General features: G+C 47.5%; 19 protein-coding genes. 12 read left to right on the forward strand and 7 right to left on the reverse strand.

From position 1 onward, the window contains the following. Positions 1 to 255: 255 nt before the first annotated feature. The 7 genes from METBU_RS0122685 to METBU_RS27835 all read left to right on the forward strand — a co-directional run bounded on the left by METBU_RS0122685 (position 256) and on the right by METBU_RS27835 (position 5,048). Positions 256 to 870: a recombinase family protein gene (locus tag METBU_RS0122685; protein ID WP_017842803.1), complete on the forward strand. Its 615-nt coding sequence runs from the start codon at positions 256 to 258 to the stop codon at positions 868 to 870. Next, positions 863 to 1,423: a GNAT family N-acetyltransferase gene (locus tag METBU_RS25035; protein WP_017842804.1), complete on the forward strand. Its 561-nt coding sequence runs from the start codon at positions 863 to 865 to the stop codon at positions 1,421 to 1,423. Before METBU_RS0122685 ends, METBU_RS25035 begins: the two co-directional genes overlap by 8 nt. 29 nt (positions 1,424 to 1,452) lie before the next feature. After that, positions 1,453 to 2,367, forward strand: coding sequence for a DMT family transporter (locus METBU_RS0122695; protein ID WP_017842805.1), 915 nt, complete (start codon positions 1,453 to 1,455; stop codon positions 2,365 to 2,367). 12 nt (positions 2,368 to 2,379) lie between these two features. Beyond that, complete coding sequence (locus tag METBU_RS0122700) at positions 2,380 to 3,042, forward strand: HAD-IA family hydrolase (protein ID WP_017842806.1); 663 nt, start codon at positions 2,380 to 2,382, stop codon at positions 3,040 to 3,042. Positions 3,043 to 3,382: 340 nt separating this feature from the next. Then, a complete protein-coding gene (locus METBU_RS0122705) occupies positions 3,383 to 3,790 on the forward strand; it encodes a MerR family transcriptional regulator (RefSeq protein ID WP_017842807.1) in 408 nt (135 codons plus the stop codon). Positions 3,791 to 3,887: 97 nt separating this feature from the next. Beyond that, positions 3,888 to 4,595: a MerT/CopZ fusion-like heavy metal transport selenoprotein gene (locus METBU_RS29295; RefSeq protein WP_331725250.1), complete on the forward strand. Its 708-nt coding sequence runs from the start codon at positions 3,888 to 3,890 to the stop codon at positions 4,593 to 4,595. A 15-nt stretch (positions 4,596 to 4,610) separates the two neighbouring features. After that, on the forward strand, positions 4,611 to 5,048 hold the full coding sequence (locus METBU_RS27835) for a putative iron-sulfur cluster-binding metallochaperone (RefSeq protein ID WP_144053599.1): 438 nt from the start codon (positions 4,611 to 4,613) through the stop codon (positions 5,046 to 5,048). A 148-nt stretch (positions 5,049 to 5,196) separates the two neighbouring features. Here the strand turns inward: METBU_RS27835 and METBU_RS0122720 are convergent, their stop codons facing one another. Continuing rightward, complete coding sequence (locus METBU_RS0122720) at positions 5,197 to 6,045, reverse strand: WYL domain-containing protein (protein ID WP_017842810.1); 849 nt, start codon at positions 6,043 to 6,045, stop codon at positions 5,197 to 5,199. Between the two features lie 324 nt (positions 6,046 to 6,369). Here METBU_RS0122720 and METBU_RS0122725 point away from each other — a divergent pair, with 324 nt between their 5' ends. The 4 genes from METBU_RS0122725 (at position 6,370) to tnpC (ending at position 10,610) form a co-directional block, all read left to right on the forward strand. Beyond that, the gene (locus METBU_RS0122725) at positions 6,370 to 8,118 is read left to right on the forward strand and encodes a HesA/MoeB/ThiF family protein (protein WP_186005694.1); all 1,749 of its coding nucleotides are present in this window, start codon (positions 6,370 to 6,372) and stop codon (positions 8,116 to 8,118) included. Then, positions 8,115 to 8,606: a Mov34/MPN/PAD-1 family protein gene (locus METBU_RS25540; RefSeq protein WP_017842812.1), complete on the forward strand. Its 492-nt coding sequence runs from the start codon at positions 8,115 to 8,117 to the stop codon at positions 8,604 to 8,606. Before METBU_RS0122725 ends, METBU_RS25540 begins: the two co-directional genes overlap by 4 nt. Before the next feature lie 25 nt (positions 8,607 to 8,631). Continuing rightward, positions 8,632 to 8,919, forward strand: a complete 288-nt coding sequence (locus METBU_RS27840) for a hypothetical protein (protein WP_144053600.1) — start codon at positions 8,632 to 8,634, stop codon at positions 8,917 to 8,919. 242 nt (positions 8,920 to 9,161) lie between these two features. Next, complete coding sequence (gene tnpC / locus METBU_RS0122740) at positions 9,162 to 10,610, forward strand: IS66 family transposase (RefSeq protein WP_017842814.1); 1,449 nt, start codon at positions 9,162 to 9,164, stop codon at positions 10,608 to 10,610. Positions 10,611 to 10,880: 270 nt separating this feature from the next. Here tnpC and METBU_RS29310 read toward each other — a convergent pair whose 3' ends face one another. Then, positions 10,881 to 11,480, reverse strand: coding sequence for a LexA family protein (locus METBU_RS29310; RefSeq protein ID WP_017842815.1), 600 nt, complete (start codon positions 11,478 to 11,480; stop codon positions 10,881 to 10,883). Positions 11,481 to 11,880: 400 nt separating this feature from the next. On the opposite strand from METBU_RS29310, the gene METBU_RS25045 reads away from it, so the two are divergent. Next, complete coding sequence (locus METBU_RS25045) at positions 11,881 to 13,227, forward strand: DNA cytosine methyltransferase (RefSeq protein WP_017842816.1); 1,347 nt, start codon at positions 11,881 to 11,883, stop codon at positions 13,225 to 13,227. Between the two features lie 2 nt (positions 13,228 to 13,229). Here METBU_RS25045 and METBU_RS25545 read toward each other — a convergent pair whose 3' ends face one another. The 5 genes from METBU_RS25545 to METBU_RS28520 all read right to left on the reverse strand — a co-directional run bounded on the left by METBU_RS25545 (position 13,230) and on the right by METBU_RS28520 (position 15,815). Then, complete coding sequence (locus tag METBU_RS25545; RefSeq protein ID WP_017842817.1) at positions 13,230 to 14,249, reverse strand: NotI family restriction endonuclease; 1,020 nt, start codon at positions 14,247 to 14,249, stop codon at positions 13,230 to 13,232. 169 nt (positions 14,250 to 14,418) lie between these two features. After that, positions 14,419 to 14,781 carry a very short patch repair endonuclease gene (locus METBU_RS25055; RefSeq protein ID WP_017842818.1) on the reverse strand — a complete coding sequence of 121 codons (363 nt, stop codon included), beginning with the start codon at positions 14,779 to 14,781 and terminating at the stop codon, positions 14,419 to 14,421. A gap of 97 nt (positions 14,782 to 14,878) precedes the next feature. Next, positions 14,879 to 15,073 carry a tyrosine-type recombinase/integrase gene (locus METBU_RS28510; protein ID WP_235726481.1) on the reverse strand — a complete coding sequence of 65 codons (195 nt, stop codon included), beginning with the start codon at positions 15,071 to 15,073 and terminating at the stop codon, positions 14,879 to 14,881. 4 nt (positions 15,074 to 15,077) lie between these two features. Further along, positions 15,078 to 15,296, reverse strand: a complete 219-nt coding sequence (locus tag METBU_RS28515) for a hypothetical protein (protein WP_201764914.1) — start codon at positions 15,294 to 15,296, stop codon at positions 15,078 to 15,080. Between the two features lie 84 nt (positions 15,297 to 15,380). Beyond that, the gene (locus METBU_RS28520) at positions 15,381 to 15,815 is read right to left on the reverse strand and encodes a tyrosine-type recombinase/integrase (RefSeq protein WP_085986426.1); all 435 of its coding nucleotides are present in this window, start codon (positions 15,813 to 15,815) and stop codon (positions 15,381 to 15,383) included. Positions 15,816 to 16,024: the final 209 nt, after the last annotated feature.

Below are 16,024 nucleotides of genomic sequence, written 5' to 3' on the forward strand. Positions count from 1 at the left end.
TGTTCGGCCGGGTGGCGGCATCGAAGAATCGCCTGCGCATCGTTAAAATCATTTTTTATTGTCCACCACGAAGTTTTTGACGTCATCTCTTTGATCGCCTGTCTATGGTGTTCTTCGGTTTTTATGTCACATATTATCTATTTTTAACCCTTTGCGAGTCTTACATTAAAGAACGGGTTAAGTGACACATTTTGACGGCTCAGCCGTTTTGTTGCACACTGTCACTTAATCGAACGTATAAGTGACAGGAGCAGTATGTTAATTGGTTATATGCGGGTGTCGAAAGCGGATGGTTCTCAGACCTGTGACTTGCAGCGCGATGCGCTGTTGGCGACCGGCGTCGATCCCCGGCACCTTTATGAAGATCAGGCTTCCGGCAGACGCGATGATAGGCCCGGCTTGACGGCTTGCCTCAAGGCTTTGCGCGAAGGCGATACATTGCTGGTGTGGAAACTGGATCGACTGGGACGCGATCTGCGGCATTTGATCAATACGGTTCATGATCTGGCCGGGCGAGGTATCGGCCTCAAGGTGTTGACCGGGCATGGCGCCGCCATCGACACAACCACCGCTGCCGGCAAACTGGTATTCGGCATCTTTGCGGCCCTGTCCGAATTCGAGCGGGAACTGATCTCTGAGCGCACAGTGGCTGGACTGGCTTCGGCCCGCGCACGTGGCAGAAAGGGCGGACGGCCGTTCAAGATGACAGCCGCCAAGCTGCGGCTGGCCATGGCAGCCATGGGCCAGCCGGAGACGACCGTCGGGGCTCTCTGCAAGGAATTGGGTATTACCCGGCAGACGTTGTACCGACATGTTTCACCGAAAGGAGAACTGCGTCCAGATGGTGTGAAACTGTTATCTCATGGCTAAAACCATCGAGGGGGACTTCCTTCACTGGCAGTCTCCTGTTACTATTGAGCAATTATTAGGCCATGGCATGGAGTGCGAGCGGCGAACTATGGATTACGAACTTAGACCCGCGACATGCGATGATTACACCTACTGTTACCGCCTCACCAAAAGGAACATGCAGGATTTGTTCTGTAAACACTGGGGAGGCTGGGTTCCAGCCGAGTTCTGTAAAGGATTCGTGGTTGAAAACATAGCCATGGTGATCATTGCCGGTAAACGAGCGGGCTACCTCAATATAATAAGAGAATCCACCTTCATTTACATAGACAACATCCAGCTATCTCCCGCTTGGCAGAATCAAGGGATCGGCACCAGTCTTTTGAATCGTCTACTCGACAATCATTCAAGAGTCAGCATTCGTCTGACAACCTTTGAAGACAATCCAGCCAAGCGGCTATATGAGCGAATGGGATTTGTCGTTTTGGAAAGAAATGGCATGACCGTTAAAATGGAAAAAAAAGCCCAACAAGACGGTATACCGGAACCGCTAACACGGACTGGCGACCTTTAACGTTAGATCAGTGAAGAAACAATTCTCTTATGCGCCACTCAGTAGTTATTGCCGCCGCTTGGATGGCTGGTACGTTGATCTCGTTTTCCGCAATGGCCGTGGCGGTACGCGAGCTCTCAGCTGATTTTGGCACGTTCCAGCTTCTAGCCATCCGCAGCTTTATCGGTTTGCTAGTTATCTCGGCCATACTCACAAGAGTGGGCTGGACGCAGGTCTCAGTGCGGAATATAAAAACGCATTTTGCTCGTAACCTTGTTCACTTCGGTGGGCAGTTCGGTTGGTTCTATGCTATTGCCCTTATTCCACTGGCCGCGGTGTTTGCTATTGAGTTCACCGTGCCGCTTTGGACAATGATATTTGCGGCGCTTCTTCTGAATGAGAGCATCAGCGCGAGTCGGTTGCTAGCCATTGCCTTTGGCATAACCGGCGTCATCGTTGTCCTCCGCCCTGGTTGGTCAGTAGTGCATCCAGCCGCCTTTGTCATGCTGTCCGGCGCCTTTGCGTATGGTCTTTCTCATACGCTAACCAAAAAACTGGCCGAGCAGGACACGCCGCTATGCATCCTCTTTTACATGATGTTGATTCAACTTCCTCTGGGTCTAGTCCCTGCAGTCTTTAATTGGGTCACTCCCGCAGCAGCGCAGTGGCCCTGGTTGATTGTGGTCGGCATTACGGGGCTCAGCGCGCACTACTGTATGGTGCGAGCTCTTTCCTTGGCAGATGCATCGGTGGTGGTGCCCTTGGATTTTCTCCGGTTGCCACTTATAGCGCTCGTCGGCTATGCACTTTACAGCGAACGCGTAGATGAGTTTTTGGTTTTGGGCGCTGGCTTGATAATGGCAGGCAACTTAATTAACCTGATTTGGGAGCAGAAGAGAAATCAGTCTTTTCAGCCCGTCCAGCAGGTAAGCACCAATTCTGACTCTAGGCCAATCCGGCGTTGAACATTTCGGTAAATGGCCAACATCTGCGTCATATTTGATTTGGATGGTACGCTCGTCGATAGCGAGGGACTGTGCAATCAAGCGTTTCTCGATCTGCTTCCGCAGTTGAACGAGACAGTGGCGTCATTGACCCAACGGTACCGGGGCAAAAAATTGGCTCAAATTCTTGCCGATCTTGAACGCCGTCTTTGTCAGGAATTGCCTGATGCTTTTGAACAACAGTATCGCCAACGTGTTGCAGAACTCTTTTCTCACGAGCTGAAACCGATACCCGGCGTTCCTGAAATGCTCGAAGGCATGAATTTCCCCAAGTGCATCGCCTCAAGTGGGCCGCCCTTGAAAATCCGTCAGGCGCTACAAGTCAGCGGCCTCGCACCTTATTTTGGCGATAACCTCTTCAGTTCGTATGAAGTGGGTTCCTGGAAGCCAGAGCCTGGGTTATTCCAATATGCCGCCAAGGCGATGGGCTTTCTGCCTGGCCAATGCATAGTGATAGAAGATAGTGAAGTGGGGATTGAGGCTGCCGCAGCAGCCGGCATGAGAGCATTCCAGTATGTGCGAAATGGCGAAACTTCGCCGCGGCGAGCCGAAGACGTAGAGCTATTTGACGATATGTTGCAGCTGCCTCAATTGCTAACTCATACCCAACTTATTGATCCAAAGGACGCGGGGTGATGGGGCTGCGTCGCGCATGGCGGCGTCATCTGAATTAGGTCCCATTTGCAAGCTAAATCAACATAAGATGGGCTGGATATTGCGAAACAAGGGATTAGGTCTATAGTCAATGGCATGGTGTCGCTTCTGCACTTGAGCGGGACACTGCATTGAGGGGTAGCCGCAGAATTCGGAAAATATTGTACGTTAAGACTGAATCTGTCAGATTGAACTTTAAGAATTTATGCGAGTTTTGTCAGAAAATACCGGAACATACCCTATTCTGACGTAATTTTCAGCCCATGCCTGACGTCTTGGTTAAGGTATAGCTCAGTCGGACACTTAGGGGAGAAAACCCAAAATGCCACCTTTGACCATCGGCAAACTTGCCAAACAAACCGAAGTTACCATCGAAACCATTCGTCACTATCAACGTATTGGCTTACTGACGGAACCCGCGAAACCCGAAGGAGGTTATCGAGTTTATTCAGCTGATTCGATTACTCAACTCCGCTTCATCAAACGCGCTCAACAGGCAGGATTTACCTTGAAGGAAATTGCCACCTTGTTATCGCTTGACGGGGCGCATTGTGCCGATGTACGACGACACGCCGAGCAAAAATGCCAGCAGATCGATCAACAAATCAAGGATTTAAAGGCTCTCCATCAGGTATTGGAAACCCTGGTCAATGATTGTCAACAGACAGCTTCAACCGCGCGTTGCGCCATTCTCGATGCGTTTTGCGATGATGCATCAATCAAATCCTGATTGTAAATAAGTCACCATCGACCACTTGACTCTGTTCTTAACAACAGGGTTTAAGCTTCTTGCCAGCATTGAACATTGTTTGGTTGAGGAGATTCGCATGAATACAGACCCTGAAACACCCATTAACACCCCATCATGGTTAGGTATCGGCGCGCTCTTGGCCGCTATAGGGGCTTCGGCATGCTGTGTCGGACCCTTTTTACTTGTATCTTTAGGTATTGGCGGTGCATGGATGAGCACGTTGACGGGACTGGAACCGGTCCGTCCATTTTTCATCATCCTGACCCTGGTCTTTATGGCGTTAGGGTATCGAAAACTCTATCTAATGCCTCACCACTGTGAAGAAGGTGAAAACTGTGCCACATCCGACATTCAACGCCGACAACGCCTGATGTTTTGGTTGAGTTCCGCATTCATTTTGATACTGCTGGCCTTTCCCTGGTTAGCGCCTTTTTTCATGGCTTGAGAGGATTCCGATATGACCATTAAATCCAGTTTGTTTATTTTAAGCTTGTCATCAAGTGTGTTGTGGATGCCGGCAGCACAGGCTGAAACGACTGTTGCACAGCCAAACCGGCAGCAAACGGTAACGCTGAACATAGAAAACATGACCTGTGCCATGTGTACAGTCACCATCAAAAAAGCCTTGCAGAAAGTCGAAGGGGTACAAGAAGTGACTGTCGATTACGATTCAAAAACGGCCACCATCACCTTCGATAGCCAAAAAACCGATAGTGCAGCCTTGATCAAAGCCACGACGGATGCTGGTTATCCGGGTTCCCTTGCCACACCTGTTGCTCGATAAAGCAAGGATACATCTATGTCTGATTGCTGCTGCCCCACCAATACATCCACCAAAACTAAACAGATTTGTCCTGAGTGTGGCGCCACTTGTAAAAGTGTCGGTATGTCTACGCTTTACCATCAAGTCCGGTTTCCAGAGAATCAGGCGCTCATCACTGACAGCTATTATTTTTGCCTGGTAAAAACTTGCTCAATTGCTTACTTCTCCAACGCAGGCAACACTTTACCCAAACAGCTTTTACGAAGCTGTCAAGCGATCCAAAACGACGCGCTTTGTTACTGTTTTGATATTGACGCCGAGCAATATTTATCGGCGTTAAAAGCTCAGCGTGCGGAACCGATAAAGGATTTTGTCATGCAACGCACCCAAGCTGGGGAATGTGCCTGTGAAATCAGGAACCCGTCAGGCCAATGTTGTTTAGCAAATTTTAAATATCTGGAAACAAGCCATTGAGACACGCTCATATAGGGATAACTCCGAACTGATGCGAACAAGCCAAAAACTTATGCTATAGATTCACTCCGAAGTCTTAGCGTACTATTTTTTCCGAATTCTGCGGCTATCCCTTATACGTAGCTAAATTTAGTTCATTAACTTTCTATTAGAGTTCAAATGCCCATTGCGGTACTCCTTGGTCTAGTAATTCTCGTTTATTGTTCAGGAATAGCTGGTGCGCTCGCGGATTGCCAGACGCAGCATCCGAGCAATCGATATGCCAGTGCCGAAGAAAATATCCCACCAAACAAACTCTCAAGGTCACATATTTCGCATCTTCAACAATGTCATAGTCCATGCGAATCGTCTCTGGATGTTCGGCTTTAGGATGCGGTATAAGCTTTAGACACACTTCATTGTTCCATTCAGGGTCTTGATCCAGTCTAATTTCAGATAAGTCGCCTTCAATGGTGGCACTAAATCTCGCTAAGTTGTAGTCGCGAAACTCTTGGTGCTCATGAGCATAGCACCTGACGTGCCAACGCAAACCATCATTCACAAGCGCAACTGGAGACAAAGTACGCGTCTTTCTACCTTTAGAAAGAGATCCGTACTCAGCAGACATTTTGCGATGCTGGTAAATGCATCTGGTAATAGTAGCAACCACAGACAAAGGCAATTTTCGCTTGATGCTGAAATTTACCCAAATAGGAAGTCGTCCTGCATGCTCTGTATCAATTGCTATGGCACGCTCACCGGCCAACGAGTACAACGCTTGATCGATGTCATGAGTAAAGTGTGGCTTTCCATTCGAGAAGACATAACACTTTTTCTTCAGATCGTAGTGCAATACATTCGGCGCAAGTTCGGTGTAGAGAGAAAGGTCTTTTGTCGCTGCCGGCTCGCTGATTCCGAATCGTGAAACCAAGTCTTTTCGGCTAACCCGACCTAAAAATAAAGCTAAAAACTCTAAGTAGAACAATCGTTCACGTTGAATATCTCGATAATGAGACATAACTCAATTCCTGATAAATAATAAATCATACCGCACATAGATATAAAAGATGTCATGATATTTATTACGACCACGTAAAAAATATCTTAATTTTAAGATATTTTTAAGATGTCTGGCTTATAGTAACCCTGTGTTAGAGATACCACTGAGTTAACACCATAATGTTTTATTAAACCAACCTTGATCCAAAGGAGCTTTATATGAATCACCCAAATAAGCCTGGCCACCCAGAACATCCGGATGTTCCGCCAGGGCCACCTAGTAATCGTCCCAATCCTGGACACGGAGCCCCCAAACCGCCCAATCACCGTCCGGTGGGCTGATATGAAAGGATGGTGGCATCGTTACCCCGAAGCTTTTGAGGCTGAGAAAGCCGCCCTCAATGCCCTTGGGTGTATCTGGGAAATTGATAAGGTAGCCATGGAGCGTGGCCGCCTTGTTATTCATATTGTGCTTCTGCAAGAGGTGCCGTCTAATCTGACTGCTGAATATCCAGATACTTACCCCTACTTTCCACCTCATGTTTTTCTCCAGGGTCAACTGCTTCAACGTCATCAACATCCTGTTGGAAGAAATTTATGTTTATTGGCTCGGGAGGGCGAAGATTGGCTCCCCGGCCAGGATACGTTGGCAGGACTACTGCAAGAACAGTTTCCGAAGATATTGGCCGTGAATGCAGTCGATCTATCTTCTCCTTTTGTAGCCGAGATAGAAGATCATGTCAGCGAGCCTCTCTCTTCGTTTCTGAGGTATCCGCCAGATTGTGCTATCGTAGTTCCCGATGTGTGTCCATCTACAGATATTCCTGCCGGCCGTTTAACGTTGAAGGTCCGCCCCTATCAAAAGGACAATTTAAAGGAGGCTCCATCCGTCAGTGGCATGGTGACAATGATTACCGATATGCCCCGGAAGACGTTGTTCACTTCTTCGATAATCCCCTCTGGTTACTCTGAATCACTAGAAGGTTTTTGGTTGCGCTTACCAGAACGGCCTCCTTTGGAAGAGATTCCAAATCTAGCGAACTTTTTGCTGAAGCGTATGGAAGCTGACGTTCCTGCGGTTGGAAAGGCGCTCAAAGCTGGTAAGCGTGGGCAGGTTTTTATCGCAGGCTTTGTTTATCAGGATGAGATGACATGGCGGGCCACCTCTGATGATTGGCTCTTCGTAGCTATCAGAATCCAGCATCCAGCAAAAGGCCCACATTCCGCACAAGCACGTTTACAGCTCATTCGCACTGATTGGGGAGGAGAAAAAGCTTGGATGCAACGTGTGCCGGCTCTCCGACCTGTACGTGCAAAGTCGGCTTTGATTGTAGGATTGGGTAGTCTCGGATCGCCGCTAACTTTGCAGTTGGCACGCGCAGGAATTGGAGTACTGCATCTTATTGATTTCGACCAATTACAGGTAGGCAATACTGTACGTTGGGCATTGGGTTGGGGATCTGCCGGTCTCTCCAAAAACTTGGCACTACAAGCTCATATCCTCAATGATTATCCTTATACGCAAGTGCATACTTATGACTTACGGATCGGGGCATCTAATCATGTAGATGAGCATACCCTTTCTGATTATGATCGCGTTCGCTTGGTGTGCGAGCAGGTGAATTTGATAATTGACGCCTCCGCCAACTACCGGGTTAGCCACTTTTTGGCAGATCTCGCTCAGGAACTTGGTAAATCTTATTTGTGGTTGACAACGACCCACGGAGCATCTGGGGGCGTGGTTGGACGTATTATTCCAGGTAAAACAGAAGGTTGCTGGCACTGTTTTCAGCATAAACTCGCTGATGGTTCAATACGTCGGCCGGCAGATACGGGAGGAGAAGAAATCCAACCAGGCGGCTGCTCACAACCAACCTTTATCGGTGCCGGAGTCGATAGCGATGAAATAGCTCTGCTTGCTGCCCGTCTTGCCATTTCTACCCTCAACTGCGGAGAATCCAATGGCTACCCTGATTTTTCATGGGATGTCGCAGTCGTCGATCTGCAACGGGCCGGCCTATCGATCGTGCCTGACTGGACGCCGTATACCCTAAAAGTTTCCATCGCATGCACCACGTGTAATTTGAGATGAGTCACCTTTGGATTAGTGAAACGGCATTTCGGGATATGGTTGAAGAAGCTAATCGCGCATGCCCGATGGAGACAGGTGGGGTATTAGTGGGCTATTTTGCAGAGTTTGGTGAACCTGTAGTTTTTGCTGCCATTGGTCCAGGTCCCAATGCGATCCATCTCAAGAATCGGTTCATGCCTGATCATACTTGGCAATGCGAACAACTTGAAGGCATCTTTCAGAAATCTTCAGGAACATGGGTGTATTTGGGAGATTGGCACACCCATCCGGATTGCTCAGCTAGGATGAGTCGGCTGGACCAGCGGACGCTTCGAAGCATTGCAAAATTCAAACAGGCAGAGAATCCAAAACCTTTGATGTTAATTGGCGGCTATTCCTCGTCCGATTGGGATTGTGCGGGTTACCAATACCTGGGTAACCGCCTATTTCGATTTTTGGTTTCATATAAACAGTGCAGTTTGCGCTTGTTTCCAATCCTTAATATTTAATATGAATTTTCCGTGTGAGGGAAAAATGGCAAGAAGAAAACGTACCAGTCTTATTGAAGATTTACTTGAATTATCTTTTGAATTTACAAGTTTTTTTTGGCAAATAGGAGCAATGATAACTTGTTTATTATTTATTGGTGGTTTATACAGCGTAGATACTCTAATAATAAATTACAGTCCACCTACTGAACTGATTGCTAAAATAATAAAAAATATACCATGGGTAATTTATTTATTACCCATGTTGTTATTTTTATTGTGTTTTGTTTTTGGTGTAGCAACCTACTCTGCTTATAAGAAACAAAATTTGTAACTACTCGCCCCATAGAATAAATCAAAAAAAGCTTGACAGGTTCTTGGCGTCTAAAAAGCGAAATTGTGCAGCCCTGATTTAATTGCAGCCTTATTGGCAGCTCAGTGCGCGCAACGTGGATTTCGCGCGGTTCAAGGAGTTTAGCCTCAAAAATTCGGTTTACAGCGCTCATACGCGGCCAGCGGAGGCCGAAAAAACCCATGATATGATGAGTTTGTCGAAAACTTACCCTATCAACGTGGATGGCCAACCTCGATAAAGCCTCGGTTCGAACTGAAGTCAGTCGCTTAAAAGCGGACTTCGAGAAGCTGTGTGCCGAAGGCAAAATCACCTGTGAAAGCCAGGCTATTATGACTAGCTTGTTCCTGGTGGTTGAATTGATACTGGCCATTTTTCTGGAACGCACCACGAAGAAGGATACGACCAATTCCAGCAAGCCTTCGTCGCAAACCGGCAAAGATGAATCGGCTTTAGGGCGGGCTGGCAGTAACGGTAAAGGCAAAGCCGATAACAAGGCTGCCGCGCAAAATAGGCGTACCGTGGAAACTGTGACGCTGTCCAAGGCCCTGACCTGTGATGTCTGCGGCGAAGATTTGACCGACGTCCCATGTTCGCACGTTGAAAGGCGCACCCAGATCGATATCGTGTTCGAGAAAGTGGTTGAACACGTCGATGCCGAAATTAAGCAATGCCCAACCTGCGAGGCCACGGTTAAAGGCCGGTTTCCAGCCGATCTGCACGGACCTTTGCAATATGGCGATGGCTTAAAAGCCTTTGTGATCAATCTACTGGTGTGCCAAATGGTTGCCTTGAATCGGGTTCAGAAGCTGCTGGCATCGATAATGGATGTAGTGATTAGCGAGGCCACCTTACTGAAGTTCGTATTGCGCTTGCATCAGGCTTTGGAAGCCTGGGAAATGCAGACCGTCGAACAAATTCTGAAAGCGCCCGTGATGCATGTGGATGAAACCTCGCTACGGGTGGACCGGAAAAATCACTGGATACACGTCTATTCAGCTGGCGACATCACGCTCAAATTTTTGCATCGAAAGCGAGGCAAGGAAGCCATCGAGTCGATTAATCTGATTCCGCGCTATGGTGGTGCCATCATCCATGATTGTTGGTCATCGTACTTCGCCTATCAACACTGCGGGCATGGCTTGTGTGGTTCACACTTGCTGCGCGAGCTCACTTTTATTGTGGATGCGCATGGCTATCGCTGGGCAAAAAACATGAAACGCTTATTGCAGGAAACCTGCGTTACCGTCTCAAAAAGCGCCGACAAGAAACTGACAGTCATAGAACTGACCAACCTGCAAAAGCGCTACCGGGCCATCCTGACCCGCGGCGAAAAAGAGTTGCCCGTTATTCCACCCAAACCCAGTGGCAAACGCGGCAAGCTGGCCAAATCCGATGCGCACAACTTGTGGGAGCGCTTCAAGGTTCATGAAGCCGCCATACTGCTATTTGCCAAAGAACCGCATGTGGCGTTTACCAATAATCGTGCCGAGCAGGATTTACGCATGGCCAAAGTCAAACAAAAGGTCTCCGGCTGCTTTCGTGCCGAAGAGTATGCCCATGCTTATTGCCGAATATCCAGCTATCTGCAAACCATGGCTAATCGAGGCTATAATCCGCTCATCGCAATTCAAATGGCTCTTGCTGGGAACACGGCTATAGGGCGCGAGTAGTTACCAAAATTTTTACTAAGTACACAAACTTTCAATTTAAAATTAAGTGAAAAAATGGTTTGCCGTGATTGTCCAAAATATCCTTGATTTATGAACATGAGATTGTCGAAGGCATAAAGCAAAGCCTGTATACACAGGCAGATTATCTGTGTTCAAAATATGGATCAGATTACTTTGTATCACTATGTCAGCTTCATGGTAGCGTAAAGCCCTTTTTCCTGGAATTGACGGTCCACTTATTGATGCTATATCAGATGATGAGCGCGGACATCACACCGGATGTATCACGCTCGTCACCACGCCCCAAATCACCGTATCCATTTCCTCACGCAGCACAATATCTTTATAAGCCGTGTTTTCCGAGCCTAACAACCACTGGCCGGCCCGGCACTTCAAGCGCTTGACGACGAGCTCGCCATCGAGCGCGCAAATCACGATCTTGCCCGGCACCGGTTCCAGGGACCGGTCGACGACCAGAGTGTCGTTCGGATGGATGCCGGCGCCGAGCATCGATTCGCCTTGCGCGCGGACAAAGAACGTGGCCGCCGGTTTCTGTATTAACAGATCGTTCAGGTCGAGCGACTTTTCGACATAATCGTCCGCCGGCGACGGGAAGCCGGCCGAGACTTTGCCGGAAAACAGCGGCAATGATACCTTGCTGGGAGTTTGGGCTGGCAAATAAGCGGAATCCAAGGCATTAGCGATTTTTTGGGTCTTATCCTTACGATCATCAAGCATGGCTTTAATGCTGGGCAGCAGACTTTCCGGAACGCGAATAGCTTTAGTGGATTCGCCGTAAGGCCCGGTTCCGGTTTTACGTCCTGCGCCGGGCCGCCTGCCGCCATGTTTATTTTTGGTTGTTTCTGGCATGATAAAGTTTATCTTGCATCTTGATTATTGTACAATAAACAAAAATCAGGCAATGGTCAACCAGCCGTCATGGGCAGCGATTTCCGAATAGGAGGGTTTATGGACTTGGTACCGAATACATCCGTTCAGTTTCTTCATGGGAGTCTGGTGGAGGCAAAACAGTCGATATTGTCGAGTTATCGGATGGCAGAGTTCTCGGCATTACGGACGAGTCCGTGGTTCTGTATCCGAGCATAGAGGCTTTGGAAGAGGGGGAAACCGATAACACGGTAGGCACAATTGTGCTCGCTTGAGCTAACAGGGTTATCATACCCAGTTAGATGATTAAAAATCAGCAGATACACCGGCTGCAACCGATGTATCTGCCTAACCACTATTCTACTGTGATGGAGTAGAGACAATGGCTATTGAGCATGATATGACACTAGAAGCCCGCAGCGAAAAAATTAGCCGATCAAAAGGCGCTCCGAAGGCTAACCGGACAAAAAAAGTTTCTGAAAAGCGGATTAATAGTAAAGCTAAATCCGCTTTTCCATTGCGGACTATTGATCTTTTTTGCGGCGCCGGTGGTATCACCGAGGGATTCAGGCAAGCCGGATACCATAGTCTATATGGTAATGATGTAATGCCTGAGGCTATCGAATCCTTTAAATATAACCACCCGGAAGCGATCGCGGATTGCCGTTCTATTGAGGGAGTCAATCCCGCAGAAATACGGGAGCGCCTTGGTTTGAAACCAGGAGAGTTGGATGTTCTTGTTGGTGGCCCTCCATGCCAAGGTTTCTCTATCAATGCACCGGAGCGTTTTTTAGACGATCCACGAAACAAGCTATTCACGCACTATGAGCGATTTTTGGAAGAGTTCCAGCCTAAAACGTTTTTGTTTGAAAACGTACCAGGCTTGCTTTCTTTAGGTGATGGAAAAGTATTCCAACAAATTATTAAAGTTTTTACTGAGCTAGGTTACGCAGTAACGGCAAAAATTCTTTTCGCCGCACATTATGGGGTTCCACAAGAGCGTTGGCGATTGATTTTACTCGGTTCCAGATTTTGCGAGGTATCACATCCTGTACCAACCCACTATGCCTGTGGACGTGCCAACTTTCGGGGCGGTAACTCGATGACATTCCAGCTTAGTGACACGGATCGAGAACGTTTGCCGCCAACAGCCACAGTGGGCGATGCAATAGGAGATTTACCTCGCCTTGAGATGGGGGAAGGAGCCGAAGTCATTGGCTATACTATGGATGCGCACAGCCGTTATGCGCAAGAAATGCGTAACTCTGCCGAAGTTACTTTCAACCACTATGCTGCAAAGTTATCCAAACAGAATACGGAGCGGATGAAGCATGTAAAACCTGGTGGATCGTGGCGCGATATTCCTCACGAGCTTTTGCCTAAGGGAATGCAGCGTGCTCGTAAATCAGACCATACTAAACGTTATGGTCGATTACGGAATGACGGTTTATCTGGAACCGTTCTAACAAAATGCGATCCTCACTGGGGAACTGTGTTTTTACCGGATCAGGATCGAACCCTTACTGTTCGCGAGGCTGCTCGCTTCCAGTCGTTCCCGGATACTTACAGATTTCTTGGTTCCCGTGTATCTCAGTATGAGCAGGTTGGCAATGCAGTCCCTGTATTGTTAGCAAAGGCTATTGCCAAGCAACTGCATCTGCACTTAGAACAACAGCGGCCAATTGTTACGCGCGTGGAGGTTGAGACAGGGGTTGAACAAGCAGCTTAATCCTAAGTATTGCCGGTATTATCGCCTTCTATTGAAAACAGATCAGTTTCTAGTTGTTTCGCTACTGGATAAATGATTTTTTCATTAATGCGAGTTTCAAACATCGATAGTGGAACCGGCTTGCCGCCGGTTAGGCCTTCTACCGAGCGTTCAAGAGTAGTGTAGCGTATTTCATCGCGCACTATACGTGTCCGCTTTTGTCCATCGACCTCTTCAAATCTAACTATAAACCATGCAATGTCCGCATTTGAAATATCGGTCACATTGTCCATCTCACCTATGGAGTCGAAAAAAGCGCGATCTACCACAACAGCCATTTTTTTACCCCAGCGCCTGAGTGTTGGCACCTTAATTTGAAGCTGTGGCATCAACCGTTTCGGGCCGCTGCTTCTATAGTCAGGTCGACGGCGGCCAGCTGGGAAAATGACCCAATCCACCGACGCATCATTGAAAGCTTCAAATTCTCCCTTCATCGCATTGCCGGAGAAATATACTGCTTGTATTTCAAGAGCAGCCCACGCCATTGGTGCGCCCTGAGTGGTCTTGCTGCTAACCAAAACCATATCTATACGGCCAACATCATCTCCACCTTCATTGTCAGTTGTGGCACCTGCTTCGAGAAAGCCAACCTCACCAACAAGCAGCGGTTCAGGGTCATCAAGTATGGTTTCACCAACCCAATTAAATACGTCCAATTCCTCATGAAATCGATAGGGGCATGTAGCTCTCAGTTCTCCTTGTTTGCCATCGACAGGTACTCCCATTGCCCGATCTGTTCCTGGATGCTTAGCATAAGAATAAAGCCTAAGGGAACACACTCCGCCCTCCTTTGAACATATCGCGTCTTTTTTGCGTGCTTGAAACGGGCAAGGTTGGGGAATTCGTTCCTTTTTCGTTTTTAGGACTTCTTCTGCAATCTGGCGACGTTCTTCACCGGTAAGTTGGGTAAGGTTATGGCCGTACCATTCTCCGATTCCAAATCTTGGGGTAAGGTCTTTTAGTTTTTTTGTTTTTGGCTTCATTTCCATAGCCTATCAAGGTAATACATAGAATAACAGCAAGCCAAAAATAGTAATTATGGCAACTGGCAAGCCGCTACACCAAATAGCTCAAATTCAATTTGTTGTTGGTCGCTTTTTAACCATTTGGATAAAAGACTAGCAATTCTGTCATTCGAGTAATTGTATTTTCCTATAATAATGCGCATTCCCATATTATTGCCACTCTCCAACCCAAGTTATATAGTTGTGTTTTGATTTGTATATCCTGTTCTCTATTTTTTGAAATTTTCCCTACCCAATATTCGCTTCTTCTCTTGGGAATATTCGAGATGTGACAACCATGTCCATGCCAAAAACAACCATTAACCATAATGACAGCTTTATATTTAGGGAGAACTATATCTGGACAACCTGGTAGTTTTTTGACATGTAAACGGTAACGGAATCCAAGAGCATGTAATATTTTTCTGATTATCATTTCAGGCTTTGTATCTCGGGCCTTTATTTTGGCCATCATCCGACTTCGAACCTCTGGGCTTACTTTATCAGTCATGGGTATGCTTGCCCTATTTATTTTGTGACGTAAATGATTTTAATTGCTTTTAGGGATATTGGTTGTCACTAGAGCAGATTGATAACCTTTTTTCTGCTCAAATGTCGGCTACCAACTTATATAAGCGCTCCTGCCCCGCATGCGTGTAAATTTGCGTAGTAGCAATACTTTCATGACCAAATAGCGCTTTAATATCAATCAATTGCACATCTTTTTCTAACAGCCGCGTGGCGTAAGTGTGCCTTAATTTATGCGGCGTGACTTTCTTCTGGATGCCGGCTTTGTCGATCATCTTCTTAAGATACGCCCTCGCGGCATGTTGGCCAATCGGTCGGTAGCCCGGTTTTTTTTGCGAACAGGAATTCATCGCGGTATTTGTCGGCGATCGACAACGCCAACACCCGACCGAAACTCTCCGGAAGCGGCACCTGCCGCTCCTTGTTGCCCTTCCCGATTGCTCGTACCGATTTGGCTGCACCATCGACCACGCGCACATCGGCGGTTTTTAGGCTCAAGGCTTCGCTGATCCTCAATCCGGATTCTGTATTAACTCAAACAGTAATTCATAACGCTGACGAATCTTGATTGACGAGGGTTTGCTACGGTCGTAAATGTTGTCCGGAATGTCGTCGTAATTGCGGACGGCTTTTGTAAACACATCCTGCTCTTCTTGTTCCAACCAACCAAACAGGCATCCGCCGGGGGCGTTTCGGTTTCTCGACCTGGTAGATCGGATATTCTTCGACGTGATTGTTCCGTTTCGCCCATTTGTAGAATGTGGACAGGCACGAAATCTTACGGGCGATCGCATGGGGGCCGACTTTGTTTTTCGCCAGATAGGAAACAAAGTGCTCGGTATCGATCGGCTGGCATTTGCGCCAGTCAAGGCCCTCTTCGGTCAGCCAGGCGATCCAGATGTTCAAATCGCTGTGGTAGCTGTAGCAAGTCGTCTCGGCGTGACCCTTGGTAAACTTTAAAAACTCAAGAAACTCTTTTTGGATTTTCTTGAACTTCAGCTCAATCGAATTTGCCATCTCTCCTCCATCCGCTCGTTCGAAACCTGTTGGCGGTTTTCGACGGCGTTCCGGTCGTTTCGGCCGGGAACCGAATTTACTAAAATTAGTATTTTATAGCATCAGACTTAAAATGCAAAAACGTAAAAGTCTAGGTTTCAAGCAAAAAATCGCCTATTAGGGACCACAAAAACACAAAACCGGAAGTCCCCAGGCATAAAAAATCCCTA

It is taken from the genome of Methylotuvimicrobium buryatense 5G, from assembly GCF_000341735.1.
Classification (GTDB): Bacteria; Pseudomonadota; Gammaproteobacteria; order Methylococcales; family Methylomonadaceae; genus Methylotuvimicrobium; species Methylotuvimicrobium buryatense.

Excerpts from the sequence above, each read along its gene's own strand:
- METBU_RS0122685 (WP_017842803.1), top strand. The coding sequence starts at position 256 with ATGTTAATTGGTTATATGCGGGTGTCGAAAGCGGATGGTTCTCAGACC.
- tnpC (WP_017842814.1), top strand. The coding sequence starts at position 9,162 with ATGGCCAACCTCGATAAAGCCTCGGTTCGAACTGAAGTCAGTCGCTTA.
- METBU_RS25540 (WP_017842812.1), top strand. The coding sequence starts at position 8,115 with ATGAGTCACCTTTGGATTAGTGAAACGGCATTTCGGGATATGGTTGAA.
- METBU_RS25035 (WP_017842804.1), top strand. The coding sequence starts at position 863 with ATGGCTAAAACCATCGAGGGGGACTTCCTTCACTGGCAGTCTCCTGTT.
- METBU_RS25545 (WP_017842817.1), bottom strand. The coding sequence starts at position 14,249 with ATGAAGCCAAAAACAAAAAAACTAAAAGACCTTACCCCAAGATTTGGA.
- METBU_RS0122705 (WP_017842807.1), top strand. The coding sequence starts at position 3,383 with ATGCCACCTTTGACCATCGGCAAACTTGCCAAACAAACCGAAGTTACC.
- METBU_RS0122695 (WP_017842805.1), top strand. The coding sequence starts at position 1,453 with ATGCGCCACTCAGTAGTTATTGCCGCCGCTTGGATGGCTGGTACGTTG.
- METBU_RS0122725 (WP_186005694.1), top strand. The coding sequence starts at position 6,370 with ATGAAAGGATGGTGGCATCGTTACCCCGAAGCTTTTGAGGCTGAGAAA.
- METBU_RS25055 (WP_017842818.1), bottom strand. The coding sequence starts at position 14,781 with ATGACTGATAAAGTAAGCCCAGAGGTTCGAAGTCGGATGATGGCCAAA.
- METBU_RS27840 (WP_144053600.1), top strand. The coding sequence starts at position 8,632 with ATGGCAAGAAGAAAACGTACCAGTCTTATTGAAGATTTACTTGAATTA.
- METBU_RS0122720 (WP_017842810.1), bottom strand. The coding sequence starts at position 6,045 with ATGTCTCATTATCGAGATATTCAACGTGAACGATTGTTCTACTTAGAG.
- METBU_RS25045 (WP_017842816.1), top strand. The coding sequence starts at position 11,881 with ATGGCTATTGAGCATGATATGACACTAGAAGCCCGCAGCGAAAAAATT.
- METBU_RS27835 (WP_144053599.1), top strand. The coding sequence starts at position 4,611 with ATGTCTGATTGCTGCTGCCCCACCAATACATCCACCAAAACTAAACAG.
- METBU_RS0122700 (WP_017842806.1), top strand. The coding sequence starts at position 2,380 with ATGGCCAACATCTGCGTCATATTTGATTTGGATGGTACGCTCGTCGAT.
- METBU_RS28510 (WP_235726481.1), bottom strand. The coding sequence starts at position 15,073 with ATGATCGACAAAGCCGGCATCCAGAAGAAAGTCACGCCGCATAAATTA.
- METBU_RS29310 (WP_017842815.1), bottom strand. The coding sequence starts at position 11,480 with ATGCCAGAAACAACCAAAAATAAACATGGCGGCAGGCGGCCCGGCGCA.
- METBU_RS28520 (WP_085986426.1), bottom strand. The coding sequence starts at position 15,815 with ATGGCAAATTCGATTGAGCTGAAGTTCAAGAAAATCCAAAAAGAGTTT.